The sequence below is a fragment of the Methanothrix sp. genome, from assembly GCA_029907715.1.
In the GTDB taxonomy this organism is placed as follows: Archaea; Halobacteriota; Methanosarcinia; order Methanotrichales; family Methanotrichaceae; genus Methanothrix_B.
The window spans coordinates 188,082-213,557 of the sequence record JARYLI010000002.1 but is presented as its reverse complement, the minus strand read 5'-3'; the positions used below and the strand labels follow the sequence as shown (position 1 = coordinate 213,557).

The following is a 25,476-nucleotide window of genomic DNA, read 5'->3' as shown; positions in this document are numbered from 1 at the left end:
TCAGATCGCCTTCATTCGCTTTACGGTGGTGGGCCGTTCCTTCATAAGTATTCTGTGGCCGCAGTAGGGGCATCTCACGCCAGCGTACTCATAATCAACTTCCACAGTCCTCTTGCACCTGGCACACTTGTAGGCCATCTACTCCGTCTCCATCGACCTCTTGATCATCGATCTCACAACAGATCTCCCGGCTGACGTCACTGGAAGGTACGCACCACCTGCGAACTCGTAGCCGCACTTGGAGCACTGCCATATCGCGGTGCTGACCCTCCTGATCCTGGTCCTGTTGCACCTCGGGCAGTCATACCTGGCCCTGCTCTTCTCCTCGATATCGGCTACAAGCTTTCTGACCTTCCTTCCATACCTTGGCCCAAACCTGGCCGCGGATCTGGTCTTCCTTCCCTTCTTGAACTGCTTGACCATAATGCATCATTCCAGAAACTTCTCTCGGATCTCCCTAGCATTCTCACATGCTATATCAACAATGCGGTACACCTGCTCCTCTGAGAGCATTCCAGGGCCGCTCTTCTGCATCCCGCATATCGTGCCGTCTGCCTTTGTTATCACGGTGAGCTTGGCATCGGCTATGGCCTCCTCGTCTATGTCCGGATCGAAGAGCACCACATCCCCGAACTCGACGGCTGTCGTGGCAATGGGTATATCCCTGACCGGAAGCTGGAAGTCATCACCCAGACCGAACCTGCTCGCCGGCACCGTGGCTCCGAGAAGAGCTGCGATGGCGCCAAGGCTGGATGCGTCCATGATGTTTCCGCAGTCGTCCAGTATGTGTATGTCTATGAATATCACCCAGACCTTCTCCCCGGGAACGATGCAGAGCGCGTCCAGGTCCACAGCGCCCGACTCGCGAACCCCCCTGTCAACGACACGCGCGAGCTCTATTCCGTACTCGTTCGGCGGACCCGGCTCGAATATTGGAGATGCCAGCGGGACAAGCTCCGCGTTCGTCACTATCACACCGCGGTTCGGAGCGTCCGGGAACGGCTCCCCGGGCTGTATCTTGATCCCGACCATGACCTGGGTTTTTCCGAGCCTGACAAGAGCGCTGCCCTCAGCCTTTTTTATTATATTCCTCTCGATCTCTATAGGCCTGTACTGGGTGAAGGATCTTCCATCCGCACGCTCGCCGCGCAGCAGCAGGTTGTACAGATAGTCCTTTCTTATCTCAGATATCACGCTGCTCATCTTCTGCTCCCCTCATCCTGAAGGTCCTCGAACTGGCTGTATCTGTCTATGAGCACCTTTCTCTGGATCCTGTAGATCTCCTGGCAACCCCTCTTAGCGAGCTCTATTGCCTGGCGGAACTCATCCCTGGTCATCATCCCGTCCATCTGAAGGAGCGTGATCTCGCCAGTGGGCGTTATTGCTATCGGCATGTCCGCCTGGCCGAAGTTGTCCTCATCCTTCATGGGATCCAGGACTATCTGGCCATCAACCTTTCCGGCTGCGCATGATGACACTAGGCTCCTCATTGGAATGCCAGCGTCTGCAAGCGCGACGGATGCAGCATTTATACCTGCTGTCCTGGTTCCGGCATCCGCCTGAAGCACCTCCACGAATATGTCTATAACAGACTTCGGAAAGTATGATGTCAGTATCACAGGCTCCAGGGCCTCACGGCTGACCTTCGAGAGCTCGTAGCTTCTTCTGTCTGGTCCGGGCCTCCTCCGCTCCTCCACGGAGAAGGAGGCCATGTTGTATCTGTACCTTATTATGGCCCTGTTGACCTCCTGGAGATGCCTGGGATGGACCTCCCGCGGTCCGTACACAGCAGCTATGACCTTGTTATCACCCATCTCCATGTAGCATGAGCCATCGGCTCTTTTGAGCACGCCAACCTCCATCTTTATGGGCCGGAGCTCATCGAAGCGTCTGCCGTCAAGACGAATTCCATCCTTTATGAATACCCTCTCATCCATATAATCATCCTCTGGCCCTTCTCGCATCCTTAATGTACTCAACAATCCTGTCTGTGAGGCCGTTCGTGTGGGCCTCCCTCTCGATCAGGAGTATGGTCTTCAAGGCCAGGTCCATATCCTCCTCGTTCCCGCTGACCCATATCCTGCCGTTCTGCCCGACGAATATGTTGCAGTTCAGCTCCTTCTTGAGCATGCTTATCATCGAACCGCCCTTTCCTATGAGCCTCGGAACCCTGGTGTGGCTTATCTCCACGACCCTCCCCGTCTTGATGACGCCAAGCCTCCTGTCGTTCAGGGTCAGCTCCACCTTCATCGCGGGATCGACATCCTTCACCCTGGCCATGACCGAGCTGCCTATGCGAAGATACTTTGACATATCCTCGACATCTATCTTCTTTGGAAACTCGGAGATGTGAAGGAGACCGTCGTAGGGTGAGTTGATATCCAGAATCCAGTTCGAGAATGTTATGTCCTTGACGACTCCGATCACGTTATCCCCGACCGCAGGGATATACTTGCCTGCAAGGGGGATCACGCTGATCCTGTCCCTGAAGCTGGCAATCCCGTAGAGAAGAGAGTACACCTTGCCGTTCCTCACGTATGTGCCTTCACCCGCTCTCCTTGTGTCCTCAGAGAGCAGATCCCCGGGTATCACGATTTTGCGGTCCATCACAAGATCCTCAGTGCTTCAGCAGCTTGGTCTCCGCATCACCCTTTGTGAGCCTGTTCACGAGAGAGTAGAACTCCGTCTGCATCCCTGCAGGGATCCTGATAACCCCGATCCAGGAGCCGTCGTTCTGCCATGCCTCCCTCACGAGCTTGCCGAAGGTTGATATCTCACCGTAAGACTTCGCGGCATAGCTCGCAGGAACCTTCACCGCGACCTCAACCTCCTCGAACCTTATGGGGATTATGGGGCGTATGGCCTTCATCGTTATCGCGACAAGCTCCTCGAGGGACTTCGTCGGATCGATGTGAACCTTTGCCTCTGCCATCGCCTGCTCGATCCTCGATGGAGGATGTGGTGTCCTGGTCTGCGGGTTTATCGCATTCCTCGCGATCAGCTCGATTACCTGCCGCTTCTTAGACTCTATGACCCTCCGGCGCTGCTCTGCCGTGAGGCTGATCTCGCCCTTCTTTATGATGATCTCCGCTATTGCGAGAGGATCTGTTGTGCCGAAAGCCTTGAGGAGGTCCTCCTCAGCGCTTCTATCCCCTCTGCTCGCGTTCTCGAAGACATCCTCGACCGCGAGTATGTCCTCTATTCTGACATCCTCCCCGCGGCGCATCGCAAGGGCTCCATCGGGATCCACAAGAACCTCGAAGACCGCGCCGTGGCTCTTCAGCCTCGCGGGAACAGCCTCATCGAGCTTTACCATCCTAGGCCTCGCCTCCGAGCTGTGATTTCAGCATCTCGATGTACTCAGCGACCTCAGACTCCTCGAGCTTGCGGAACTTCTTGTCCTCCAGCATTATAACCCCTATCTCCGTCGTCGAGGCGTCGAGCTTCCCCTCTGATGCCCTGTAGAGGGCCTCAAGCCCGAGGAGAATGGCCTCCCTCATGTTCATATCCTCACGGTACTTCGCCTCGAAGACCTCCATGACGGCTGCTCTGCCAGCCCCTATCCCTGTTGCCTTGTACTCGAGGAGCGCACCGCTGGGATCCGTCTCGAAGAGCCTCACCCTGTTATCCTCAGCCCCTATTATGAGGAGAGCTGTTCCAAATGGCCTGACACCGCCGTACTGGGTGTAGGTCTGCTTGAAGTCGCATATCTTCTTCGAGAGTGCCTCAACGCCGATTCTCTCATCGTAGATCAGCCTGTTTATCTGACACTCGACCCTCGCCCTGTCAACCAGTATCCTGGCATCCGCAACAAGCCCGGATGTTGCAGCACCTATGTGAGTGTCTATCTGGAAAATCTTCTCTATCGACTCCGGCTCCATGAGCCTGCTCGTTATTCTCTTATCAACAAGAACCGCGACCCCATCCGTGGCCTTTATGCCCACCGCTGTCGTGCCTCGCCTGACCGCCTCTCTCGCGTACTCAACCTGAAAGAGCCGGCCGTCCGGGCTGAACACTGTGATCGCCCGGTCATACCCCATCTGAGGTGCCATCTGCATAATCACATCCTCCTTCCAAGTCAAAATATGTAAGACCCAGATATCTGGTATCCAGACCCTCTATATGGTCATCCGGAGATACATCGATCTCATGACCGCGGGTGCTCACAATCACTCCAGAAATTCCCTTTAGGTCTACTCTTCTCCGATGCTCCTCCGGTTTTATGCTAGATTGCGGTATATACTTTTCTGTGGCGGTTTTGATCGTCCCGGAGACGCCACGGATCCGTATCGCAGCCCGGAATCCTGCGATTGCATGAATGGTTGCAAGAGATGCTCTCAGCTCCTCCACATGACCATTTCTGCACCTCACTATGCCAAAGCGCCCGTCGAAAGATATTAGCCTGGGGCTGGCGCCTCCTGAATCCCCGAAGAGGCTCAGGTAGGAGGACTGAATCTCGATCGAGACATCCCTGGCATCGAGATGCCCCTCGGACTCAAGCTCGAAGACCAAATAACGCCGCCTGTCCCGCATCACCGGCAGTCTGCTCCTCAATCAGATCCCACGCTCCTCATTTCGACCTGTCTCAAGCACCTCCACCCCGGGAGATGCCCACCTCCGCTGGTTCATCTCAAGGATCCTGCCTGGCAGCCGGAGCGCATCAATGGCCTCCTCCCTGGTGATCCCAAGTATATGAGCCATTGCTATCATATCCCTCGGCGCTCTCAGATCCAGATGTGATCTCGGGCTAGCTGTTATAACAAGCGGAATCCCAAACTTCCTTGCAACCCGCACGTTGTACCTCTGCAGATCCAGCCATCTCGACCTAGATACCCCCCTGAGCCGGATCATCGGCTGGAGATCGATGGCGAGAGCCACCTGATTCCTCCTGGCAGATCTGGCCTCTGGGACTGTCAGCCTGAATCCGGCATTCAAAACCAGATCCACCCTGGGATCGTCAAGGGCCTCTCGAAGCACGGGCTCGCTGGTCGCATGAACTGCGAGAAACGGATAGCGATCCCTCAGAGAGGAGATCCTCCCCTTCAGGCTCCTCGGATCCTTTGATGCGACCTCGACCCCTCTGGCTACGCTTATGCCGCCTATCCTGTATGCAGCATCCAGCCCCTGGAGGTCTCCGGATCCGTTGATGCCCATCACGATTATGCCACTGAACCCCAACCTCCGGGCAACAATTGCCATCCTGCTGGGAGATGATGAACCCTGGGGCATCACATGAACCCTTGGCTCATAGTACATGGAGGCTCCCCTTAAATGATCTCCCTGAGCAGCCTCACAGCCTCCTCATACCTGGAGGGATATGTTGCAACATGCACCGACACATCTATCGCGTCCCCGGCCTCAGAGAGCCTGACCATCCCCCTGTACGCGGCCTGCTTATCCAGACGGAGATGCAGCTTGCAGTCTTCATCAACTCTCTCAGGGATCTCCCTGCGCAGCCGGGAGAGCTCACCCGCGGAGAGCTGCTCTCTGAGCATGTGAATGAACTCCAGCCCCTCCTTCCTACGCAGCTCTGCCTCCAGAATGGTTATCGGGTTCCCGTAGTAACCACTGGCCCTGGTTGACCTGATGTGATCGAGGGGGACGAAGATCGAAAGGGCTCTCCTGACCCTCTCCTCATCCTCGGTTACCGACACGAACGCTCTGAAGTGAACTCTGTGGATCACTTACCCCTACCGTCATGAGCCCTTATGCTGGGGCGGGTCTTCTCTGTCCCGAAGCCCTTCCTGCGGAGACCGCGTCCCTTCTTGCCTGCGCTGGTCTTGCCCCTCTCGGCCCTGCCTCTGTGAGAGCCGCCGCAGATCCAGCTGAGATCTCTGTCGCTCTTAATTGCCGGGTGGTTCGGGTCTACAAGTATCACCTCAAACCACTTGTGTCTGCCGTCCTGCCCAACCCAGTACGAGTTAAGGACCTCCATGTTTCTGAAGCGCCTGGATGCCCTCTCCTCCGCGATCCGCTGGAGGCTCTTTCCCGGGTTCTGCCTGTGCATGGCCATGTGCTTCGTCCTTCTGTTCCTGACGTACCTGGACTTCCGGAGGGCGCCTCTTCTCACCCTCACCCTGGCCAGCACTATGCCTTGCTTCGCCTTGTATCCAAGCGCCCTGGCCCTGTCGAGCCTCGTCGGCCGCTCGATCCTCTGAACGCTCATCTCACGCCGCCAGGCTATCATCCTCTGCGCTCTGAGCCTTCCAACATAGCTCTTCGCGGGAGAGTTCCAGGCATCTTTTATGTATCCGTAGAAAGACCTCAATCCGTTCACCTCAGCCTGGTTCAACCTGCAGGTCACATCCCAGGCGTGGTTGGCAAAAGCGCTCCTAGAAGATAAACCTTTTCAGGGAATCGTCTTCAGAGAAGGTCTGAGAGGACGCTCTTTCTCAGCTCCGAGTCCCTCACGAGAAACCTGATTCTGAGCCTCCCACCCTCCCTGGTCTTGGTCACGAATATCTGCTGCTCGGATCCGATCTCTGCGAGGATCTTCTCGATCTCACCCCTCAGATCATCCGATACCTCCAGCTCCTCCTCGCGGGCCGTGATCCAGTTGTAGACGCGCACCCTGTTCTTCCTGCCCAGGGGTTTGAGCCAGCCCCAGTCTGGATCGTCGAGAGAGTATGCGACAGGCCAGGATATATCTCTGCATCGCTCGTCGGGCTCGCAGTAGCTCAATCCCTGTAGCCCCAGATCCGGGTATCCCCTGGCCTCGCTCTTTATCGTGCGGCACGAGGGGCAGTTCATCCTGGCGAACCACTTCCTGAAAAGAGATTCACTCAGGCCGGTCCTCTCAGCGAAGATCTTCCAGAGCTTCAGGGCATCACCCTCGCTCCAGCCTGCCTGGCCGAGAAATGAGGCGAGAACAGCTCCGGCCCTGTTGCTGCCCTCCTCAGATGCTCTGTGGAGCATGTTCCTCATACACGGCGGGAACCGATCCTCCGGTATCCTCTCCATGGATATCCACAGGTACCTCTCGCGCGAATCCATCGAGATCACAGATACCGGTACCTCCGAGCCCTCTCTAAGCTTGAGCCTCATCTTCTCAGGTGACCCTCTGCAACATAATCGCTGACCACATACCTCTTATCGGCCTGAGGTATGCCTGCCGTCGGGAGCTTGCTCTTCTCATACTCAATCCTCTCCTTGAGTATGCACCTTCCTCCCCTGACCCCACCCATCGGGTTCTTGGGTGTGCCCATGGAGTTCATGCATCTCGCCATGACAGCGGCGCCGCGTGCGAGCCCGTCATCAACAAAAACGATGTTCTTCTCAGGCTCATCATACAGACCCAGCCTGCCGATCTCCTCGAGGATGAGCTCCGGCTTGTTCCCCGATATTCCGGCTCTCCCCGTGACGCCTATCGCAGTCCTCTTTGTGACAAGCCCCTCCTCGATCGCAACCTCGACGAGCCTCCTGGCGACCCTGGCGCTCACCAGGTCGAGTGTTGCAGATAGCACCTTCAGACCATCTCTCCTGTAGATCTCTCCACCGATCTCAGAGAGCCTATCGAGCTTCGAGCCGTTCTCGCCGCAGTCGCAGCCTATCAGCACGACTCCAAGCTTCTGCGCTGCCGCTGCATCGAGGGGGACATAGCCGTAACGCTTCATTCCAGCAGGCACGCGCTCCACTTTTATGTGGTGATCGATCTCCTCGGCATAGAGCCTTGCCTTCTTGTTCACGCCTGAGTTCTTATCTTTAAAGAGATCGAGCGCTGTGCCTGTGGTCGCGTCGACAAGACCCGTTCCCCTGACCACAGCATCAGGTATGGCCCCTGCAATGCCGCAGAAGTTTCCTATCGTCCTGGCGTAGGGAATCTCCTCGCTGGTTATCCTTCCATCCAGGGTCGTGCCGAAGTCCATCGCAAGACACGGGTTCCTGAAGTCGACATCCGTCCACTTTGCACCCTGCTTTATCCCGGCGGTCGCGAGCTCGCCCTCCATCTCGTTTGCCACGATCTCGACACCAGTCGCTCCCATCGGCGGCCAGACCGATGCCACAGGCCCGTTGAAGACTATCTTCTCTATTAGCGAGTACCTGCGGAACCTCTCAGGGATGTTGTGTATGGACATCGCAGGGGTCATCAGCCGTGGAGGAACGCCAGCATCGAGACATCCCTGCGCAAGCGCCTGGATGAATATGCCAACCTCATCAGGTGAGTCAAACTCGGCGACAACACCTGTGGACCTCACAACGAAGTTCAGATCCCTCTCGATCATAAGGCCGGCTGCACGATGGCTCTCGAGCAGGGTGTCCCTGACGAGCTCTGCGATCGATTCCTTTGTGAGTGGCGTGCCACATATGGTCCTGCCGAATATCTCCTCGCCGGGCTTGGGCGGCCTCACATCCCTGGTCATGCGGACGGTCTTGTTGACTATCTGAGTCTTGCCTGTGTCCATATCAGTGGCTGTGAGTATCGATTTTGTCGTTGTATTTCCCACCTCCACAGATGCCACCAGGTAGTACGGCTTGCTCCTGAGATCCAGCAGCTTCACCGGCGGGCTTTCAGCTATCCTTGGTTTTGGCTTGAAGAGACGACGGGAGATATTCATGATTCCCGCGTATACATGACAGACATTAAAACCTTTGGAGAATTCATCTCACCAGCAGGCCCTGAAAGTGGCGATGTGCATGAAGCTCCAGCGCGGTCCTTTTGCATCTGACAAATGTCATCGAGCCCATCAGATCACAGCAACACCGAAAGCTTGATCGCCGAATATTTCCACACTGAAATAAGTGATACACGTGGCAGTCTACAATCGCATGCCTCCCGAGGAGCTTCAGTCCAGGGCGGAGGAGGCGATTCGCAGGCTCGAGCACTGCGATATATGCCCCAGGAGATGTGGGGTTAATCGGGCTGATGGAGAGCTGGGGTTCTGCAGGACAGGCCGCCTGGCGAAGGTGAGCAGCGCGGGTCCACACTACGGAGAGGAACCGCCGCTTGTCGGATACCACGGCTCTGGAACCATATTCTTCGCCGGCTGCAACCTCGCATGCGTCTTCTGTCAGAACTACGAGATAAGCCAGCTCGATATGGGGGTTGAGGTCACCGCAGAACGCCTCGCCGGCATAATGATGCATCTCCAGCTGACGGGATGTCATAACGTCAATCTTGTCACGCCGACGCATGTTGTGCCACAGATACTCGAGGCTCTGGTCATCGCATGCGAGATGGGCCTGAGCATACCTCTGGTTTACAACAGCGGAGGGTATGATTCCGTGGAGACGCTCCGCCTTCTGGATGGGATCATAGACATATACATGCCTGACGCAAAATACGGCTCTGACGAGATGGCAATCAGATACTCCAATGCACCCGGATATGTGGAGGTCATGAAGGCTGCGATAAGGGAGATGCACCGGCAGGTAGGAGATCTGGTCATCGAGAACGGGATCGCAGTGAGAGGCCTGCTCGTGCGCCATCTGGTCCTCCCGAACAACCTGGCTGGCACAGAGGAGGTTGTGAGGTTCATATCAGAGCTCTCAAAGAACACGTACATCAACATCATGGACCAGTACAGGCCCGAGTACAGGGCAGATCAATACACAGAGCTCTCGAGGCGCATAACGCTGAGTGAGTACCGTGAGGCCCTGCGGCTTGCAAGGGCTGCCGGCCTATCGAGGGGACTGGAGGATATTTGAGGGGCACGAGACAGACCCCGGTTCTTTGGAGGCAGAGATAAATGCAATACGAGTTTCTGGAGCACACAGCTGATGTCAAGTTCAGAGCCTATGGGTCCAGCCCGGAGGAGATGCTGAGAAACGCGGCCCTGGCGATGTTCAGCGTCATGATGGATACTGCCACAATCAAACCTGAGAGGGTATGGGAGGTTGAGCTGGAGGCCGAGGATCTGGAGAGCCTCGCGTACAGATGGCTCTCCGAGCTTCTCTTCCTGTTCAGCGCGGAGATGGCGGTCTTCAGAGATTTTGATATATCTCTGAGCCATAATGATATGTGGAGATTGAATGCCAGGGCCCGTGGCGAGCATATAGACAGGAGGAGGCACTCATTCGAGACCGAGATCAAGGCAGTCACACTCCACCAGTTTGAGGTGAGACCTGGAGATTCCAACAGTCCCTGGATGATGCAGGTTGTGCTCGATGTTTGAGAGGTGATCACATGCTCAATAAGGTAGATGAGAATATTTACGAGCTGCCGATAGGCTACAAGGATGGAATGCGTGTCCCGGGCAGGATATTCATCTCCGAGTCTCTCCTGGAGATGGTGGAGCCCGGAACTATAGAGCAGGTCGCAAACGTGGCCACCCTGCCGGGGATAGTGAAGTACTCCATGGCCATGCCGGATGCGCACCTCGGATACGGATTTCCGATAGGCGGCGTCGCAGCATTCCGGGAGGACGGCGGAGTGATAAGCCCGGGCGGTGTTGGGTTCGATATCAACTGCGGCGTGCGCCTCCTGCGCACAGACCTGACTGTTGATGAGGTCAGGCCCGTGATCTCTGATCTAATCGAATCCCTTTTCAAGGAGATCCCATCGGGAGTTGGTGCCACAAGCAGGCTCCATGTGTCAGACAGCGAGCTCACAGAGGCGTTCGTCACCGGGGCGAGATGGGCTGTGGAGCAGGGCTACGGCACTGATGAGGATCTGGAGCACTGCGAGGAGAATGGTTGCCTGAAGGGTGCTGACCCGAACCAGGTCAGCACTAAGGCCAGAAAGCGCGGAAGGCCACAGTTCGGTACGCTCGGCAGCGGCAATCACTTCCTCGAGGTCCAGTATGTGGGAGAGGTGTATGATGAGCGCATCGCCAGGCGCTTCGGACTCTTCAAGAATCAGGTGACTGTCATGATACACTGCGGGTCGAGGGGCGCGGGACATCAGATATGCACAGATCATCTTGAGGTCCTGTCAAGGGCTGTGAGGAAGTACAATATCGACCTGCCGGACAAGCAGCTCGCATGCGCGCCCATAGGAACTCCGGAGGCGACGAACTACTTCGGGGCGATGGCTGCAGCAGCGAATTACGCCTGGGCGAACCGGCAGATCATAGCACACTGGACCAGGGAGGTCTTCGCGAAATACTTCGGTGATGTGGAGATGCCTCTCGTCTACGACGTGGCGCACAACGTCGCCAAGATAGAGGAGCACATGGTTGATGGAAAGCTCGAAAGGCTGTACGTCCACAGGAAGGGTGCAACCAGGTCGTTCGGCCCCTCCAGAAGAGAGGTGCCCCAGGACTACAGAGACGTCGGACAGCCCCTGCTGATCCCGGGTAGCATGGGAACCCCCTCGTATGTCCTCTGTGGCCAGGACAGGGCGCTGGAGCTCACGTTCGGCAGCGCATGCCATGGCTCCGGCCGGATAATGAGCAGGAGCCAGGCGAAGAAGACCTACAGGGGATCTGATGTTAGGGCAAGCCTCCAGCGAGAGGGGATCAAGGTGATGGCGACGGAGCCTGCTGTGCTCGCAGAGGAGGCGCCAGAGGTCTACAAGCCCAGCCATGAGGTGGTCGAGGTCGTGCATGCGCTGGGGCTTGCGAAGAAGGTCGCACAGATGATACCCCTCGGGGTCTCAAAGGGATGAGTTAGATTTAAGAGCTCAAACGAACCCGCAACTGCGGATGAAGCTGAGGGTGGTGCTCGTAGAGCCCAGGTACGAAGGGAACGTGGGCGCAGTGGCGAGGTCTATGAAGAACTTCGGCTTCAGCGACCTCGTTCTCGTCAGGCCATGCGAGCTCGGCTCGTTTTGCATGGCCATGGCAGCGCATGCAAAGGATATCCTCCAGTCCGCCAGAAGTGTGGACCGTCTTGAGGATGCCCTGGAGGGTGCCAGCCTCGTGGTGGGCACAACCGGGAAGCGTCTTGGCAGAGATCACCATCATCTGAGACTCCATCTCCGCGTACCCTTTCTCACACCATCAGAGCTCGCGGAGCGGTTGAGGGACAAGGACGGGACCGTGGCCCTCCTGCTGGGGAGGGAGGACTGGGGGCTGACAAATGACGAGCTGATGGCCTGTGATGTGCTTGTGTCAATACCAACGAGCGACGATTACCCAGTTATGAATTTATCGCATGCAGCAACCGTGATCCTCTACGAACTCGGCCAGGTCGATTCAACGCTCGAGGTCAGACTGGCTGCCAGAGATATGCTGGAAAGGATATACGAGAGCACAGATCATCTCCTCAGGATCATCAACTATCCAGAGCACAAGATCCGCTACGTGGTGCTGATGCTCCGCCGGATATTCGGAAGGGCTGAGCTGACAGAGCGGGAGGCGAACACCCTTCTCGGCGTGATAAAGAAGGCGATATGGAAGGTCGAGGGGGATCATGCCGACCGAAGAGCTGACTGAGTCAGAGTGGGTGAAGTTACAGGATGCCGGGGGATTGCAGGAGGCACTCGATCTATGCGCCTCCGAGCACGATATCGTCTGCGAAATCCACCCTGCACGTCAGACCCGCACGGAGCGCCTCGAGCAGGCACTCGACCGTTTTTATTGCAGACATATCAGAGAGATTCGCCCTCTCCCTAAGTATCTCCTGGAGGCTGCTGACTATGTTCCTGGTCAGCTCTGATAGCAGCCTCTTCGATACCCCATCCGACTGCGCTATGTTAAGCGCCTCCAGGTAGGTGCTCACAGCTGCATCTGTCCTTGAGGTCGCCAGCTCACAGCCAGCCATCACCTCCAGCGCCTTGACCTGCAGATCCCTGTAGCCGAGCCTCCTGGCCTGTCTCTCAAGGAGCAGAGCTGTCTCCTCCGCCCTGGCGTGATCCTTTCTGTTGAAGTACAGCGTCGCAATAAGCGCATATGTGGAGAGGAGATCGTACATGGAGTTGATGGATTTGAAGAGCTCGAGGGCTTTCTGGAGGTGCTCCTCTGCATCATCATAATCTCCGGCGTTCAGAGACGCAGCACCGAGGCTCCGAAGCGCTGCACCCTCATCCCTGGTGAGCCCCATCTTTCTAGCAAGCGCAAGGGCCTTGCTGTAGCAGCTCCTGGCCTCGGCGGGCGTTTGTGATAGATAAAAATCGCCCCACTCGATGTAAAGCCTGATCCTCATGGAATCGTAACCTGTCTTCAGTATGAGCGTCTCAGCCTCAGAGAGGTAGAAGCGCGCCTCGCTCATCTCCCCTCTGTTCAGCTTCACCCTGGCCATCGCGAGATATGCCTCGCAGAGATCCGGAATCGCGCCTATGCTCTCAAACGTGGTGATCGCGGATAGTATATCCTCCTCAGGATCTGCTCCTCTGATCTCCTTCAAAAGCCCCAGGTTGAGGCGCGACATGCTGTAGCATGGCGATGCCTTCAGCGCTCTGAACTCGCTCATGCTCCTCGAGAGGAGGTCCTCGGCGATCGACCACTCACCCCGATCCCTGTAGATCAGAGCCATGTTGAACATCGTCTCCGCAGCGCTGTACCTGTCGCCGGTGCGCTCGAAGAGCTCCAGGCTCTTCTGGTAATGATCCAGCGCCTCTTCCCAGCGGAAGATGTCAGCATATGCATTTGCCAGTATCCCGTGCATCTCTGCAGCCGCCTCAACGTCCTCTGCCTTCTCGAGCTCCTCCAGCTTTTTGAGATACCCCTCGATGTCGACAGATGCCTCTCCGCGGCATGATCTCACCATGTCTATGTTGGCCTGGAACTCCGTGGCAGCCTCACGGTCTCCGGCACGCATCGCGTACTCCACTGCCAGCCTGAAGTGGTCCACTGCCAGCGACCACTCGCCCCTCCTGTGGTAGAGGAGCCCGAGGTTGTTGAGCACCATCGAGGATGCCCTCGAATCGTCGAGCCCCTCGAATATCTCGAGGCTTTTGTGGTAGAGCTCTATCGCCCTCTCCCACTCGCCCCTCCTGTAGTGTATGCTCGCGACGTTGCTCAGCGTGGCTCCATGGCTCTGCATGTCCCCAACCCGCTGGAAGTGCTCCATCGCTTTTGTGTACATGCTCAGAGCCCTGTCCCAGTCTCCCCGCCTGTAAAGCACATTTGCCATGTTGTTTGTGGTGACCGCTGTGCTGTAGCCGTCGCCGAGCCTCTCGAATATCTCAAGGCTCTCACTGTAGTGCTCAAGGGCATCATCCCAGTGCCCCTGCTCCGCCAGGAGGTTGCCGATTGTGCTCAGAACCGCTGCAACACCGAGAGAATCTCCCATCCCCCTGAACCTCTCAAGCACCTTCCTGTACTCTGCAAGGGCCTCCTGCCACATGCCCTTTCTCTCATAAACAGATGCGATGCTTCCAAGCACCCTCAGGGCCTCTGGCGTATCAAGCCTGAGATCGACACACCTCTTAAAACAGTCCAGCGCATCGTCCCAAAGGCCACGCTCCAGCGCGATGCTGCCGAGGCCCATGAGAGCATAGGCCGCACCCCTCTCATCTCCAATGCTCTGGAAGGCTTCCAGGCTGGCCCTGTAGCACTTCTCCGCGCTCTCAGCATCCCCGATCCTCTGGTAGAGCCCCCCAAGATTCCATGATATCTTCGCGATGCTTGCATCTCCACCATCGAGCTCCATGCTCATCCTGTAGCTCTTTATCGCCTGCAGGATGTCCCCCTTCTCCTCGTACACATTTCCGAGGTTGTTCATAACCGCAGCCATGCCCCTGCGATCGCCGATCGCCTCGAACGTCTCCAGAGCATCCTGATAATGGGCTATGGCATCATCCCAGCGCCTCTGGATCTCGTAAAGGGTCGCGAGGTTGATGTGCGTGTTCGCAGCGCCGTGGACATCCCCGAGCTGCTCCTTCAGCTCCAGGCAGCGCATGTAGTTTCTCTCAGCAGCCTCGATCTCGCCCATGTGCTGGTAGACGAGACCCATGTTGTTCAGGGTCTTCGATGCGCCCTGCATATCGCCAAGCCGCTCCTGGATCTGAAGAGCATCGTGATAGATATCCAGCGCCTTCTCCAGATCCCCCATCATCTGGTACACGCTCGCTATGTTTGATGTGCATGCTGCAGCACCCCTGAGATCTCCCATCTCACGCAGGAGCTCGGCACCCCTCTCATAGTGCTCTACAGCGCCATCCCAATCGCCAAGGTCTGAGAGCATGTGACCCATGCCTGTGTGCGATGCAGCCATGCCGTCCCTCTCCCCGAGGGCCTCGCTGAGCTCGAGAGACTTCATGAAATAATTCTGCGCCATCTCATAATCTCTCAATCTGTAGCATGCAGTCCCCATCTCTCTTAGAGCCCTTGCGAGATCCTGTGACTGCTCAGACTGCAGGATATCAAGAGCCTCGCGATAGCGCTCGACAGCTCCCCTCCACTCGCCCATGGACCCGTAGAGCCTGGCGAGGCTCAGCAGTGTGTTCGCCACGCTCTCGCGATCTGATACCTCTCGAAAGCCCTCCAGCGCCTTCAGGTAGCACTCCTCCGCGCTGGAAAACCTCCCCTCGATCGCATGCAGATCTCCCAGAAGAAGTGCAGTCCTCGATGCTCCCTCTATCTCATGGCAGTGCTCGTACCTGTGCATGGCCATATCGAAAAGGTCCTCAGCTCTCCTGGATTCGCCTCTGAGCTGAGATATGCGACCCAGCATCTCCAGAGACCTGCACACGAACGGAATCTCCCCCAGCCGCTCGAACTCCTCAAGGCACGTCCTGTAGAGCTCCTCAGCAGATGATAAATCCCCCATCTCCCTCCGGATCTCGGCCTCCTCCATGATCGCCCTCGCGACGGAGCTTCTGTCTCCTGATGATCTGAGGAGATCTATCGCATCAGAGCTGCACTGCAGTGCCTCATCCCATCTTCTAGCCTCTCTGCATGCTCTTGAGAGTTTTATGAGAATGCCAGCGCGATCCGGATCCCCGCGCTCCACCCGCGCGAGAGCATCCCTGTATAGAGAGATCGCCCGATCCCAGTCCTCAACATCCGCATAGATCGACCCGAGTCGGGAGAGAATTCTGACCTCATATGCTCCGGATGCGAGCTCCAGAGCTCTTGAGAGATGGCTCACCGCCCGTTCAAGCGAACCGAGACGGTGTGATATTGTGCCCAGAGAGAACCAGATGCTGCAATCTGTGGATGCCGAATACTGCTCTGCGAGATCATCCAGATGTGACAGTGCCCTGGATATATCTGAGGACTGCACAGCTCTTGCCAGCGATGCCAGCGGCCCATCAGCCTCCAGCGCGATCCGCTCAATCACCCTGTGATCCCCAACATCACCATCCAGAAAGCCTGCGATGGCACACAAGGCTCCGGCCTCATCCACCACGTAATACCTCCTTTACACAGAGAAGCATGATCATGGACAAGATGAATCCCCACTTTGCGGATCTCCCCACATATCCGCTCAGATATTCTCACTGTAGTAAATCTTCTCCTTTATAAAATCTACGTTTTTTGAAGTGCGTTCTATTTCAGGGTTACTGAGTTGATCGAAACGCCTCAAAATTCTAAAAAAGATCGACGAAAATACATATGCGATGCATCCACCGAACATGCATATGCGATGCATCCATAGATCAGGCAACCGATCACCTGGTTCGGGGTCCACCGGGCATGGTTCTGTACACCACCATACCAGGCTTGATGGATCCCGATGCGATGAGCTCCTTTGTCTCGCGGGTGATAGCGTTCATGCGTTTTGAGAAGATCTCCACCGCCAGCTCCCGTATTTTTCTCGTATCAGCATAATCCCCCTTTCCGATACCGGGGCAGCCTGGATTGTAATCTATGCTGAGAACCACATCCCCCGCGATCTCACGCTCAGATATGCGAAAGGGAAAGAGCCTGCACGCCCTGGGCCTGTGCGGGTATATCCTGCAGCCATTGTCGTAAAAGACGCAGGTCGTATCCGGCTTGGATTTAAGTACAGGTATATCCAGCACCACCCCAGAACCATCATCCGATATCCTGACGGCCCTCCCATCATAGGGATAGAGTGTATCCACAAACTCCTCAGGCCTGAGACCATAAATTCTCGATATCCTGGAGATCTCATCCTCATTCAGATGTATGAGGTTCGAGCGCTCGACGAACCTCTGCACCAGCTCTGGAGGTATCAGCTCTGAAAACTCAGACGGCCTGCGGTGGTGGCAGCACGCGCCACAGCGCTGGCATTTGAAGCGAACCCTGTCAAAGGACAGAGAGACGTAGACTCTGGGCAAAACAGGACTCCTGGAATGAAAATAAGAGCAGGGCGGAGAAACGCCCTACAGGGTCTTCTTTATCGGATGGTTCGGATCCAGCACCTCGAGGCCGAGCTCCTGGATCGACTCGGCCTTCATGATGTCGACCATCGCAGCAGCCGGGAATATCATCGGCGCGTTCTCGATCGGGCCGTAGAGGTAGAAGTCTGCGCCCACGATTCCGGCGACGAGGTTCGAGCCGATATCCACAGGAGCGAATGCCTCCTTGTGGGTCTTCTTCCACTTCTTCATCCAGTCCCATGCGGACGCAGCGTTGTGGAAGCCTCCGCCGACCGGCAGGCCCAGCATCGCCTTGACAGCGATGCATGCTCTGTATGTGGCTCCTGAGCCAGCGCCCAGCGGCATCGCCGCTGTGTCTATGAGAATCCTCGTTATGCCGCAGTCCTTAGCGTACTCGAGCATCCCCTTCTTTGCGCCGCCTGCGGCCTTCGTGAGTATATCCATCTTCCCCTTGGTTCCCTTCTCCATCGCGTTGAACGCCAAGACAATCGCTGCGTCAAGATCGCTCTCCTTGAGCGCCTGCAGCTCCTCATCCGTTATCGAGGCGTTGATGGAGTTGTGCACCGCCCTGTCCGCGACCCCGATCTCGGTGGCGTACTTGACCCCGAAGGCGCGGACCTCTGGAGCAGAGGAATCGATGAGGAACGGGTAGTCGGAGATCTCCACGAACCAGTCGATCTCCTTCTGCATAGCCTCGTTCGTCTCTGCCACGATCTGGTTCATGCAGGTGTTCCCTGTGATCTCGCTCATCTCAACCTGCTGGTTCCAGAGCTTCTCAGCAGCGTTCTTATCGAACACCCCATGCTCCGGATCGGATACTATCTTGTGCCTGGCATAGAACATAGTGCCGATGCAGCAAGTCGGGTACTCGCCAGGCTGACCCCCGATCTTGAACTTGCCGAAGTCGAAGACCTCCTGCTTTCTATCGAACCTGAACATTCAAATCACCTTCACCCAGTTGCCGGCATACATGAACAGTATGTACGCCAATATTATTATCAGTCCAGCACACACGCCGTAGGCAACGCCCAGATCCCTGCCCACGGACTTTCCGGCTCTCAGGAACTTCTCAGCCGAGTAGAACTCGATCTTCTCCTCGATCTTATCGAGACGCGCCATTATCTCCCTGTACTGGTCGCGATCGACCACTGCAACAGGGACGACGGGCTTTGTATCCTTTGCCTCATCCGCCACAACTCACACCCCCACTAGCAGGAAGGGGCCCAGCATCATGGCCACGGCGAGGAAGAAGCCGATCGCAAATCCCTGCGGGGTCGCCGCAATGACGCCAGAGCTCAGCTTAGTCTCCCTGGCCAGGAGCTGCGCCTTGTACTTGATGTCGTCCACGATCTGATCGAAGAGGGGCATTGCAGGCTCTATAACAGCCGGAGTTCCCTGTCCGTATGCTATTTCCTCTGCCATTCTCAGCTCCCTCCTACCATCTTGAGTATAAGCCCGAATATGGCCAGGGTCAGGGTCATTCCAAGCGCGATCCCCTCTATCTTGCCCACATAAACTCCAGCCTGGAATTTATTGAGCAGGCCGTTGTTCGTCACGGCCATATCCATGGCCCGGATCCTCGAACGAACCTCCACGACCTCCGCGGCCATCGGCCTGAGACCGCCCTCACCCTCCTCGGCGCCAGCCTCCTTGATCTCGACGATCATCGGCTCGACATCCAATGCGCCGGGATCTTTGGCGACGAGTTCCTTTATCTTCGCGGTGATGGCACCCATATCCTCTGTGTCGATCATGTTGATCGTGGTGATCTGCTGCCTCCACCGCTCTATCGCCTCAGGCGTCAGGTTCTGGATGAACGGAATTGCGCCCTTGGCCCCGACGATCCTGCCCTCCTTGTCTATTCCGTTTGCAGTGAACGCCTCTATCGCCTGCCCTGTGATGTGACCCTTGACCTCCATACCTGTGATCAGCAGGTATCTGATATTCGGGTTGGAGATCACGTTGGCGACCATCTTCTCTATGCCTATGTTCTCGGTCTTGCACGGCCCGGCCAGAGCTGCACCAGCTGCTATCAGCTCAGAGTTCTTGAGGTGAGAGCCGCAGGTCACAACAGCCACAGGGCTCTCCGGGTTGCCGACCTCATACTCGCCGGTGATCACAGGCCAGGGCTCAGCGGGTTTCTTCTTTAGCACCATAATCACGCACCTCCCATAGCCTTTCTGAGCATCTCAAGCTTCGCCGGATCGCTGAAGACCATGCCGATCAGCACGACGAATGAGATCACCAGACCTATGATGAAGCCGACCCAGATGTTGGTGTAAAGGCCGCCTATGAGAGAGGTCTTTCCTCTGTTCTTGTAAGACTCCAGCAGCTCATTATCCGGGACCAGCTGGTTCATCAGGTCGTCTGCGATCGCATCAAGCCTCTCAATCCTGTCCATAACCGGATCGAATGTGTACAGAACCACATCCTCCCTCTGCTCCGCGACAACTCCCTTAAGTGGATCGAAGAGCAGCCCCAGTTCTGGAGATATTCTGACGAATCCCATCTTTGTGCCTCCTCATAGCGCGCTCGGCGGCAGCAGGCCTGTTCCAACAACAGCCGCAGCATCTCTCTTGACCAGCCTGTAGTACCATACGTAGAAGTAGTACCACGCGGCCGCACCGATCACAATGGTTATGATTGCTGCAGTGGTGCTGAGCGTTGCCAGGGAACACAGACCGACAGCGACGACAGCCAGAGAGCCGACCATCAGCCCGTTCACCAGCGTCCTGTCCTGCTTCTCGTCCGGCCCAAGGTTCGCGTTGAACGGATGCAGAATCGCAAGACCGCCGCAGATGAATACTATCGCAAGGTATCCGGTGTTGAACACCTTCGTCACCATGTCTGCATACCCCAGCGATCCGGAGATCGCATAGGACCAGCCGATGATGGCCATGGCGCCTGCACCTGAGAGATCGGTGAGACCCTCCTCCATTATTGGTATGTTGAAGCCCATGACCCTGTTTGCGATCGCACCCACGATGTAACCGAAGACCATCGCATAGACCAGCGCTATGATGACACCTGCCATCGATACTCCCAGCTGCTGCGCGGTCGAGAGACCGAACGACGCTCCGACTATGCCCATACCCAGCGCCAGCATCCCTATCGATGGGACACCGGTACCGATACCGTAGCCGCAGACCCTCCGGACCGCATTCGCCCCGGTTACCGCAGCTGCCACAGCTCCTGCTGCAGCTAGAATCGAGAATATGTCTGTTCCCAGGACACTGTTGAGCACAGCAGCAAGGTATATCCCGACAAGTGCTCCTCCAAGCCCATAGATCCTGAGCTTCTCAGGGGTTATCGCTGCAGGTGCAGTTGGTGCTCCTCCTGCTACTGTCATCTCATGCACCTCCTGTTATTGTAACAGCCACGAGCGCCAGAATCAGGGTTGCGACAAGGCATGATCTGAACGCCTTCGGCCATCTCTTGAACTTCGGATCGTGGAACCCCTCGATCGTTCCCTGGATGTTCCACGACGCCAGAACAGCATTCACCAGGAATATGCCGATCGCGAAGAGAGCGCTCAGAGATGGGTTGTGGTTTGTCATCATCAGCGGGTAGTAGATCAGCGCGCCACCGAGACCGCCCATGAAGGCGCCGATTGTGCCGCTCACGTAGCAGACTGTGGGAATCCCCTGCCCGACAGTGCCCGGGGCGACATATGGAGGCTGCGAGTATCCGGTGATGGGATCGTAGTTGACCTTGGCCGATGCGAACGGGGCGCCAACCGCGTAAGCATATATCCAGCCGCCGGTCATCATCGTGGCATCTATCATTATCATTGCCCCGACCGCGCCTGATGCAAGGATTGGCCAGATGTTATCTGTGACCGACATCATGAGACCAGCAGCCAGCAGTCCTGTAAGCCCGGAGCCGGCTGCCAGCTGAACCGTGCCCGTGCCGATTCCTGTGGCCTGTGCCATGGCCGCAGGCGCGCCGCCTACCGGCACGAAGTGAACGCCCACGCCGACCAGCAGTCCACCCACTATGATCTCCAGAATGTACACAATGGTTAAAGCATCAAAGTTCATGCTGCGATATCCCCCTTGTACCCTGGATACGGGCCGTACTTCTTTCTTATCGAGGTCTCAACGTAGAAGTTGTAGAGGTTCATAAGTATCACGAAGAAGAGACCCATACCAATGGCCAGACCAGCCTGCGTCACCGGGTCGAAGACCGTGGTGCGCCAGTTGTCCAGGAAGACCGTCAGGCCAAATCCGAGACCTGTGAGAGGCCCTCCAAGCTTGGTGCAGAACCATGCGTTGTCTATGGAGTTCCTCAATCCCGCCTCGGCCTTTCTCACAATCTGGCCTGAGAGCATCGTGTTGAGACCCTGACCGAAGAGCCTCCACTGGAACTCACGCTCGCCTCCGTAATGAATATCACCAACAGAAGAGCCGATCGCACCAACGGTCAATCCCCATATCAGAGCAATAACAGGCATCGGGAACGGATGGTGCGGTGTCAAAATCTGAGTCTGTATGTATGCAATACATGTTATGCAGAAAGCGGTTATCCATGCATGTGCCATTATCGATGTCGTTGTGTAACGCACTATATCCAGATATATCCACTGGTTGAACCTCCGCTGGCTTGCGTTCCTGCCGAAGTAGGCACTGGTTGAGAAGACTCCGTTGAAGAGCGCTGCAACCGACGCGCCTATGGCTATTGCGAAGAGCGCAGGCATTGCGAACTTTGTTATCAGCGTGTAAGCCACAACAGCAGCGGTTGTAGCCCAAAGGGCGTTCGCCGGTGGCTCGCCTGAGATCGCCTTATTGTATATCCTGTGGGGGTTTCCGACCTGAGCAGCAAGCTGGACCTGTGAGTTTGGATTGCTCTGTGAGCCCACATCAGACTCGATATCCTCACTGGCTCCAGCAACGGTCGCAAGGGCCCCCATAGCAGCGACGAGCCCCATGCTCAATGCGTCCATTTTTCCTCCTCCTATTCATTTTCGCCAAATCATTATGATAAATTTGGCCAATAACGCTGTCTTATCCTTTAGCCAGGCTTATAAAGGTTTCGCGAACAAAAACCATTGCTGCATATCAGAATTAAGATTCATATTACCATAAATTTTATTTTGTGCGCCTGCTGGTTGTGTGGCTGCACCACTGACAGTGGATGGCATAATGGTTTATGAAGGAGATGATCAAAGATTTCTGGTTGTTTTAATAGCGACCCAAAACATTCGCTTTTAACGAAAGGGAGAATATGAAAGATGCCGGTCTCAGGAGGCCAGCATCTTGACCATATATGCGACTATCAGGGAGAAAACGCCAAACCCCAGGATGGCTATCAGCGGGAGATATGCCATCTTTCCGGAATCCTCGCCCATGGGTGGGACGGTCTTCTGCTCAAAACCCCGCATGTACTCGGCCACAATCTCACCTCCTGAGGATCAGAGAAACATGATATGTATTCAATCTTTTGATCTCACCATGGCTCCTTCTTCGCCCCGACCATGTAGCCTATCACATTTGCGAGGCGATGCAGAACGGGGGTTATCAGAAGAACGAGGATTATGACAGGTGAGGTGAACTGTGCGTTGAACCACTCTGGGGCGAGCAGAAATGTCAGGGCCCATGCGCCCATGACAAAGTCGAGCTGATCAACAAGAAAGAACGATGCTCCGCGCTCCATGCCCAGGCGTCGCTTGATGAAGCTGGCTGCAAGATCGCCTAGCATGGATCCAGCTGAGAGTCCAAATAAAACAAGAAACATCTCCATCCCATCACCGAAGCCTGGAAGCCCTAGGACTCCGGCGATGCTGTTCTGGAGCACTCCTGCGATAATTCCCCCAGCGACCCCGGCGATCGTTCCACGAATCGTCTTTCCATTTCCAAACACACGGTGCCCATCGGGAAGGCTCATCCCCAGATCGAGAGGCGTGCCACCACCGAAAAGCGCTGCGAAGTTGTTGGGGACATATGCAGGCAGCATCAGCCAGATGGAGTGTACGATTATATTCATTGCCTTACACAACCAGCAGCAACCGATATATCAAGGTATCTGAGATGAGGTGTGGCCATCTGAATACCAGGTGCAGTGACACAACGCCACATGCGCTACAGGGTCGCATACCTCTGGGCCCAGTGATATGAGCACGCCCCCAATCTTGTCTGCATCCGTCCTCGTTTCTGACAGTCTTTTCAGTCGGATGTTATCTTCCCATACTCCAGCTCTTCCGCTGGCAGAGGCGGCTTGACCTCATCCGGGTAGCCGAAGGCGATGATCGACTCCACACGGAGATCTCCTGGAAGACCAAGAACCTCCCTGACGTACTCCTCAGAGGTCCTGTTTGCACTGTGCATCCTGTTCCTTATCTGGATCCAGCAGGATCCCAGCCCGAGGCTGTGAGCTGTGAGCTGCATGATTATGGATGCTATCGAGCAGTCCTCTATCCAAACATCAGATTCACTCTCTTCAGCGCAGACGACGACCCCCAGACGCGCGTCTTTGAGAAACGATGAACCGCTTTCCTTTGCGCGCGATAGCTCCTCAAGCTTCTTCCTGTCTCTTATGAAAAAGAACCTCCACGGGTTTATTCCACGGGATGTCGGAGATCTCAGAGCGGCTTCCTTTAAGATCTCAATCTTCTCAGGCTCGATATCCTTCGCCTTATACCTCCTTATGCTCCTTCTGCTCCTCAGCAGTTCCATCATGCCGGATCACCTTGTGATCATAATGATCCTCCTGGAAAAAGTTATTGCCGTGGTTCATCCCAAGAAAAATCATGCCCAGAGAGAGGGTCCTGATCCTGGGGGCTGCAGGGCGGGACTTCCATAACTTCAATGTGCTATACCGCTCCGATCCTGAGCATCTGGTTGTGGCGTTCACGGCCGCCCAGATACCGAACATCGCATTTCGCCTGTATCCATCTGAACTCGCGGGTCCACTGTATCCTGATGGAATACCCATCTTCCCTGAGAGCGATCTCGAGAGGCTGATCGGAGAGATGGACGTCGATAGATGCGTTCTCGCATACAGCGATCTGAGCAACCAGGAGGTCATGGAGATCGCAGCCAGGGTGCTCTCCTGCGGCGCGGATTTTGAGCTTGTGGGCCAGAGGACGATGCTCCGCTCATCAAAACCGGTTGTTGCCGTCTGTGCGGTGAGGACGGGTGCAGGAAAGAGCCAGACCGCCAGGTACATCGTAAATCAGCTGAGATCTTCTGGCCTGAACCCTGTGGTGATCCGCCACCCCATGCCGTACAGAGATCTGCTGGAAGAAGCGGTCAGGAGGTACTCATCTCTCGACGAGCTGGATTCAGCCGGCATGACGATAGAGGAGCGCGAGGAGTTCGAGTCTCATATCAGGATGGGCACAGCTGTTTATTCTGGCGTTGACTGCGAGATGGTTCTCAGGGCGGCTGAGAGAGAAGCAGATATCATAGTCTGGGATGGCGGAAACAACGATCTTCCTTTTGTAAAACCTGACCTCTGGATCACTGTGGCGGACGCGATGCGCCCCGGGCACGAGCTCACATACCACCCTGGAAGCGTCAACTTCAGATGCGCTGATATCATCGTGATAAACAAGGTGAACACAGCTCCTGAGGATGCTGCTGCATCCATAGAGAGCAACGCTGCACGGCTCAACCCCAGGGCCAGGGTGCTCAGAGCAGCCTCTGCCATAAGCGTCCAGGACCCGGATCTCATAAAGGGCAGGAGGGTTCTCGTGATCGAGGACGGCCCCACGCTGACACATGGAGGGATGCCATCAGGGGCCGGCAGGATCGCAGCGGAGATCTGCGGCGCATCGGAGATCGTGGATCCCAGGCCGTTCGCCGTCGGAAGTATCCGTGAGACGCTCGAGAGGTACGGTCACATCAAGGATGCCCTTCCCGCGCTCGGCTATTACCCGGAGCAGATGAAAGAGCTCGAGGAGAGCATAAACAGATGCGACTGTGACGCAGTGGTCATCGCCACGCCGGTCGACCTGCGCCGCGTGATGAGCATAAACAAACCATCGACCTCTGTCAGGTACGAGCTCATCGATCCCGAGAACATGCTCGCTGACGCGATACGCAAACACCTGAACCGGATGGGAGTGCCTGTGTAAAGCGCATGCCGAATTCTCCACGCGAGTGACCAGAGGTGCCTGGAAGAGCGCGTCACTGGGAATTCTGTAAGCGCAGGAAGCAACCAGTGGGACCAGGCAATCCGGGCGTGCTCAATCGAAAGCATTAAAAGTCTGGCATGAGACAGAATGGCGGGCGCGCCGATGGTCTAGCGGTTATGACTTGGGCCTTCCAAGCATCCCGAAGAAAGCCTACAACCCGGGTTCGAATCCCGGTCGGCGCATCTCTCTTTTATGTCCCCTCCCACTTTCGTTAAATGACGAACGACATTTC

At 56.1% G+C, this 25,476-nt stretch carries 31 protein-coding genes and 1 tRNA gene; 6 read left to right on the top strand and 26 right to left on the bottom strand.

What is annotated here, in order from left to right; genetic code table 11:
* From QHG98_02705 to QHG98_02645, 13 genes are all read right to left on the bottom strand, one after another.
* A complete protein-coding gene (locus QHG98_02705; protein ID MDH7596640.1) occupies nt 1–138 on the bottom strand; it encodes a DNA-directed RNA polymerase subunit P in 138 nt (45 codons plus the stop codon).
* Nucleotides 139–423, bottom strand: coding sequence for a 50S ribosomal protein L37ae (locus QHG98_02700; protein ID MDH7596639.1), 285 nt, complete (start codon nt 421–423; stop codon nt 139–141).
* Nucleotides 424–429: 6 nt separating this feature from the next.
* The gene (rrp42, locus tag QHG98_02695) at nt 430–1,203 is read right to left on the bottom strand and encodes an exosome complex protein Rrp42 (protein MDH7596638.1); all 774 of its coding nucleotides are present in this window, start codon (nt 1,201–1,203) and stop codon (nt 430–432) included.
* Nucleotides 1,200–1,937 (bottom strand): exosome complex exonuclease Rrp41, encoded by a 738-nt coding sequence (gene rrp41, locus QHG98_02690; protein ID MDH7596637.1) that lies wholly within the window; start codon nt 1,935–1,937, stop codon nt 1,200–1,202. Before rrp41 ends, rrp42 begins: the two co-directional genes overlap by 4 nt.
* 4 nt (nt 1,938–1,941) lie before the next feature.
* Entirely contained in the window at nt 1,942–2,607 is a 666-nt protein-coding gene (gene rrp4, locus QHG98_02685; GenBank protein ID MDH7596636.1) for an exosome complex RNA-binding protein Rrp4, read from the bottom strand.
* 10 nt (nt 2,608–2,617) lie between these two features.
* The gene (locus tag QHG98_02680; GenBank protein MDH7596635.1) at nt 2,618–3,316 is read right to left on the bottom strand and encodes a ribosome assembly factor SBDS; all 699 of its coding nucleotides are present in this window, start codon (nt 3,314–3,316) and stop codon (nt 2,618–2,620) included.
* 1 nt (nt 3,317) lies between these two features.
* Nucleotides 3,318–4,052: an archaeal proteasome endopeptidase complex subunit alpha gene (gene psmA / locus QHG98_02675; protein MDH7596634.1), complete on the bottom strand. Its 735-nt coding sequence runs from the start codon at nt 4,050–4,052 to the stop codon at nt 3,318–3,320.
* Complete coding sequence (locus QHG98_02670) at nt 4,030–4,554, bottom strand: Rpp14/Pop5 family protein (protein MDH7596633.1); 525 nt, start codon at nt 4,552–4,554, stop codon at nt 4,030–4,032. The genes psmA and QHG98_02670 overlap by 23 nt, the downstream gene beginning before the upstream one ends.
* Nucleotides 4,555–5,256, bottom strand: coding sequence for an RNase P subunit p30 family protein (locus QHG98_02665; GenBank protein ID MDH7596632.1), 702 nt, complete (start codon nt 5,254–5,256; stop codon nt 4,555–4,557). It abuts the gene before it with no gap.
* A gap of 11 nt (nt 5,257–5,267) precedes the next feature.
* A complete protein-coding gene (locus QHG98_02660; GenBank protein ID MDH7596631.1) occupies nt 5,268–5,684 on the bottom strand; it encodes an RNA-binding domain-containing protein in 417 nt (138 codons plus the stop codon).
* Complete coding sequence (locus QHG98_02655) at nt 5,681–6,292, bottom strand: 50S ribosomal protein L15e (protein MDH7596630.1); 612 nt, start codon at nt 6,290–6,292, stop codon at nt 5,681–5,683. Before QHG98_02655 ends, QHG98_02660 begins: the two co-directional genes overlap by 4 nt.
* A 71-nt stretch (nt 6,293–6,363) precedes the next feature.
* Nucleotides 6,364–7,044: a hypothetical protein gene (locus tag QHG98_02650; GenBank protein MDH7596629.1), complete on the bottom strand. Its 681-nt coding sequence runs from the start codon at nt 7,042–7,044 to the stop codon at nt 6,364–6,366.
* Nucleotides 7,041–8,555, bottom strand: a complete 1,515-nt coding sequence (locus QHG98_02645; GenBank protein MDH7596628.1) for a methanogenesis marker 14 protein — start codon at nt 8,553–8,555, stop codon at nt 7,041–7,043. Before QHG98_02645 ends, QHG98_02650 begins: the two co-directional genes overlap by 4 nt.
* Before the next feature lie 184 nt (nt 8,556–8,739).
* Here QHG98_02645 and QHG98_02640 point away from each other — a divergent pair, with 184 nt between their 5' ends.
* From QHG98_02640 to QHG98_02625, 4 genes are read left to right on the top strand one after another with little or no spacing between them, the layout of a single operon-like run.
* Nucleotides 8,740–9,645: a radical SAM protein gene (locus QHG98_02640; GenBank protein MDH7596627.1), complete on the top strand. Its 906-nt coding sequence runs from the start codon at nt 8,740–8,742 to the stop codon at nt 9,643–9,645.
* Nucleotides 9,646–9,686: 41 nt separating this feature from the next.
* Nucleotides 9,687–10,112 carry an archease gene (locus QHG98_02635; protein ID MDH7596626.1) on the top strand — a complete coding sequence of 142 codons (426 nt, stop codon included), beginning with the start codon at nt 9,687–9,689 and terminating at the stop codon, nt 10,110–10,112.
* Nucleotides 10,113–10,123: 11 nt separating this feature from the next.
* Nucleotides 10,124–11,545 (top strand): RtcB family protein, encoded by a 1,422-nt coding sequence (locus QHG98_02630; GenBank protein ID MDH7596625.1) that lies wholly within the window; start codon nt 10,124–10,126, stop codon nt 11,543–11,545.
* A 37-nt stretch (nt 11,546–11,582) separates the two neighbouring features.
* Complete coding sequence (locus QHG98_02625; GenBank protein ID MDH7596624.1) at nt 11,583–12,314, top strand: RNA methyltransferase; 732 nt, start codon at nt 11,583–11,585, stop codon at nt 12,312–12,314.
* 52 nt (nt 12,315–12,366) lie between these two features.
* On the opposite strand, the gene QHG98_02620 is transcribed toward QHG98_02625, so the two are convergent.
* The 13 genes from QHG98_02620 to QHG98_02560 all read right to left on the bottom strand — a co-directional run bounded on the left by QHG98_02620 (nt 12,367) and on the right by QHG98_02560 (nt 23,784).
* Nucleotides 12,367–16,173 carry a tetratricopeptide repeat protein gene (locus tag QHG98_02620; protein MDH7596623.1) on the bottom strand — a complete coding sequence of 1,269 codons (3,807 nt, stop codon included), beginning with the start codon at nt 16,171–16,173 and terminating at the stop codon, nt 12,367–12,369.
* Nucleotides 16,174–16,435: 262 nt separating this feature from the next.
* Nucleotides 16,436–17,068: a YkgJ family cysteine cluster protein gene (locus QHG98_02615; GenBank protein ID MDH7596622.1), complete on the bottom strand. Its 633-nt coding sequence runs from the start codon at nt 17,066–17,068 to the stop codon at nt 16,436–16,438.
* A gap of 45 nt (nt 17,069–17,113) precedes the next feature.
* A complete protein-coding gene (gene mtrH, locus QHG98_02610; protein ID MDH7596621.1) occupies nt 17,114–18,049 on the bottom strand; it encodes a tetrahydromethanopterin S-methyltransferase subunit H in 936 nt (311 codons plus the stop codon).
* Nucleotides 18,050–18,304 (bottom strand): tetrahydromethanopterin S-methyltransferase subunit G, encoded by a 255-nt coding sequence (gene mtrG, locus QHG98_02605; GenBank protein MDH7596620.1) that lies wholly within the window; start codon nt 18,302–18,304, stop codon nt 18,050–18,052.
* A gap of 3 nt (nt 18,305–18,307) precedes the next feature.
* Nucleotides 18,308–18,532 (bottom strand): tetrahydromethanopterin S-methyltransferase subunit F, encoded by a 225-nt coding sequence (locus QHG98_02600; protein MDH7596619.1) that lies wholly within the window; start codon nt 18,530–18,532, stop codon nt 18,308–18,310.
* Nucleotides 18,533–18,534: 2 nt separating this feature from the next.
* A complete protein-coding gene (mtrA, locus tag QHG98_02595) occupies nt 18,535–19,266 on the bottom strand; it encodes a tetrahydromethanopterin S-methyltransferase subunit A (protein ID MDH7596618.1) in 732 nt (243 codons plus the stop codon).
* Between the two features lie 2 nt (nt 19,267–19,268).
* Nucleotides 19,269–19,619, bottom strand: a complete 351-nt coding sequence (locus tag QHG98_02590) for a tetrahydromethanopterin S-methyltransferase subunit B (protein MDH7596617.1) — start codon at nt 19,617–19,619, stop codon at nt 19,269–19,271.
* Between the two features lie 12 nt (nt 19,620–19,631).
* On the bottom strand, nt 19,632–20,459 hold the full coding sequence (gene mtrC, locus QHG98_02585) for a tetrahydromethanopterin S-methyltransferase subunit C (protein MDH7596616.1): 828 nt from the start codon (nt 20,457–20,459) through the stop codon (nt 19,632–19,634).
* A gap of 1 nt (nt 20,460) precedes the next feature.
* The gene (gene mtrD, locus QHG98_02580; protein MDH7596615.1) at nt 20,461–21,150 is read right to left on the bottom strand and encodes a tetrahydromethanopterin S-methyltransferase subunit D; all 690 of its coding nucleotides are present in this window, start codon (nt 21,148–21,150) and stop codon (nt 20,461–20,463) included.
* Complete coding sequence (mtrE, locus tag QHG98_02575; protein MDH7596614.1) at nt 21,147–22,052, bottom strand: tetrahydromethanopterin S-methyltransferase subunit E; 906 nt, start codon at nt 22,050–22,052, stop codon at nt 21,147–21,149. The genes mtrD and mtrE overlap by 4 nt, the downstream gene beginning before the upstream one ends.
* A 297-nt stretch (nt 22,053–22,349) precedes the next feature.
* Entirely contained in the window at nt 22,350–22,502 is a 153-nt protein-coding gene (locus QHG98_02570; GenBank protein MDH7596613.1) for a hypothetical protein, read from the bottom strand.
* Nucleotides 22,503–22,555: 53 nt separating this feature from the next.
* Entirely contained in the window at nt 22,556–23,092 is a 537-nt protein-coding gene (locus tag QHG98_02565; protein ID MDH7596612.1) for a CDP-2,3-bis-(O-geranylgeranyl)-sn-glycerol synthase, read from the bottom strand.
* 179 nt (nt 23,093–23,271) lie between these two features.
* Nucleotides 23,272–23,784 carry a nitroreductase family protein gene (locus QHG98_02560; GenBank protein MDH7596611.1) on the bottom strand — a complete coding sequence of 171 codons (513 nt, stop codon included), beginning with the start codon at nt 23,782–23,784 and terminating at the stop codon, nt 23,272–23,274.
* 71 nt (nt 23,785–23,855) lie between these two features.
* Here QHG98_02560 and QHG98_02555 point away from each other — a divergent pair, with 71 nt between their 5' ends.
* Together QHG98_02555 and QHG98_02550 are read left to right on the top strand one after the other, a co-directional pair.
* A complete protein-coding gene (locus QHG98_02555; GenBank protein ID MDH7596610.1) occupies nt 23,856–25,184 on the top strand; it encodes a cyclic 2,3-diphosphoglycerate synthase in 1,329 nt (442 codons plus the stop codon).
* A gap of 156 nt (nt 25,185–25,340) precedes the next feature.
* A tRNA-Gly gene (locus QHG98_02550) sits at nt 25,341–25,426 on the top strand.
* Nucleotides 25,427–25,476 lie beyond the last annotated feature (50 nt).

Bases quoted from the DNA above. Each gene is read 5' to 3' on its own strand.
- QHG98_02705 (MDH7596640.1), bottom strand. From the start codon at position 138: ATGGCCTACAAGTGTGCCAGGTGCAAGAGGACTGTGGAAGTTGATTAT.
- QHG98_02700 (MDH7596639.1), bottom strand. From the start codon at position 423: ATGGTCAAGCAGTTCAAGAAGGGAAGGAAGACCAGATCCGCGGCCAGG.
- rrp42 (MDH7596638.1), bottom strand. From the start codon at position 1,203: ATGAGCAGCGTGATATCTGAGATAAGAAAGGACTATCTGTACAACCTG.
- rrp41 (MDH7596637.1), bottom strand. From the start codon at position 1,937: ATGGATGAGAGGGTATTCATAAAGGATGGAATTCGTCTTGACGGCAGA.
- rrp4 (MDH7596636.1), bottom strand. From the start codon at position 2,607: ATGGACCGCAAAATCGTGATACCCGGGGATCTGCTCTCTGAGGACACA.
- QHG98_02680 (MDH7596635.1), bottom strand. From the start codon at position 3,316: ATGGTAAAGCTCGATGAGGCTGTTCCCGCGAGGCTGAAGAGCCACGGC.
- psmA (MDH7596634.1), bottom strand. From the start codon at position 4,052: ATGGCACCTCAGATGGGGTATGACCGGGCGATCACAGTGTTCAGCCCG.
- QHG98_02665 (MDH7596632.1), bottom strand. From the start codon at position 5,256: ATGTACTATGAGCCAAGGGTTCATGTGATGCCCCAGGGTTCATCATCT.
- QHG98_02650 (MDH7596629.1), bottom strand. From the start codon at position 7,044: ATGAGGCTCAAGCTTAGAGAGGGCTCGGAGGTACCGGTATCTGTGATC.
- QHG98_02645 (MDH7596628.1), bottom strand. From the start codon at position 8,555: ATGAATATCTCCCGTCGTCTCTTCAAGCCAAAACCAAGGATAGCTGAA.
- QHG98_02635 (MDH7596626.1), top strand. From the start codon at position 9,687: ATGCAATACGAGTTTCTGGAGCACACAGCTGATGTCAAGTTCAGAGCC.
- QHG98_02630 (MDH7596625.1), top strand. From the start codon at position 10,124: ATGCTCAATAAGGTAGATGAGAATATTTACGAGCTGCCGATAGGCTAC.
- QHG98_02625 (MDH7596624.1), top strand. From the start codon at position 11,583: ATGAAGCTGAGGGTGGTGCTCGTAGAGCCCAGGTACGAAGGGAACGTG.
- mtrH (MDH7596621.1), bottom strand. From the start codon at position 18,049: ATGTTCAGGTTCGATAGAAAGCAGGAGGTCTTCGACTTCGGCAAGTTC.
- QHG98_02600 (MDH7596619.1), bottom strand. From the start codon at position 18,532: ATGGCAGAGGAAATAGCATACGGACAGGGAACTCCGGCTGTTATAGAG.
- mtrA (MDH7596618.1), bottom strand. From the start codon at position 19,266: ATGGTGCTAAAGAAGAAACCCGCTGAGCCCTGGCCTGTGATCACCGGC.
- QHG98_02590 (MDH7596617.1), bottom strand. From the start codon at position 19,619: ATGGGATTCGTCAGAATATCTCCAGAACTGGGGCTGCTCTTCGATCCA.
- mtrC (MDH7596616.1), bottom strand. From the start codon at position 20,459: ATGACAGTAGCAGGAGGAGCACCAACTGCACCTGCAGCGATAACCCCT.
- mtrD (MDH7596615.1), bottom strand. From the start codon at position 21,150: ATGAACTTTGATGCTTTAACCATTGTGTACATTCTGGAGATCATAGTG.
- mtrE (MDH7596614.1), bottom strand. From the start codon at position 22,052: ATGGACGCATTGAGCATGGGGCTCGTCGCTGCTATGGGGGCCCTTGCG.
- QHG98_02565 (MDH7596612.1), bottom strand. From the start codon at position 23,092: ATGAATATAATCGTACACTCCATCTGGCTGATGCTGCCTGCATATGTC.
- QHG98_02560 (MDH7596611.1), bottom strand. From the start codon at position 23,784: ATGATGGAACTGCTGAGGAGCAGAAGGAGCATAAGGAGGTATAAGGCG.
- QHG98_02555 (MDH7596610.1), top strand. From the start codon at position 23,856: ATGCCCAGAGAGAGGGTCCTGATCCTGGGGGCTGCAGGGCGGGACTTC.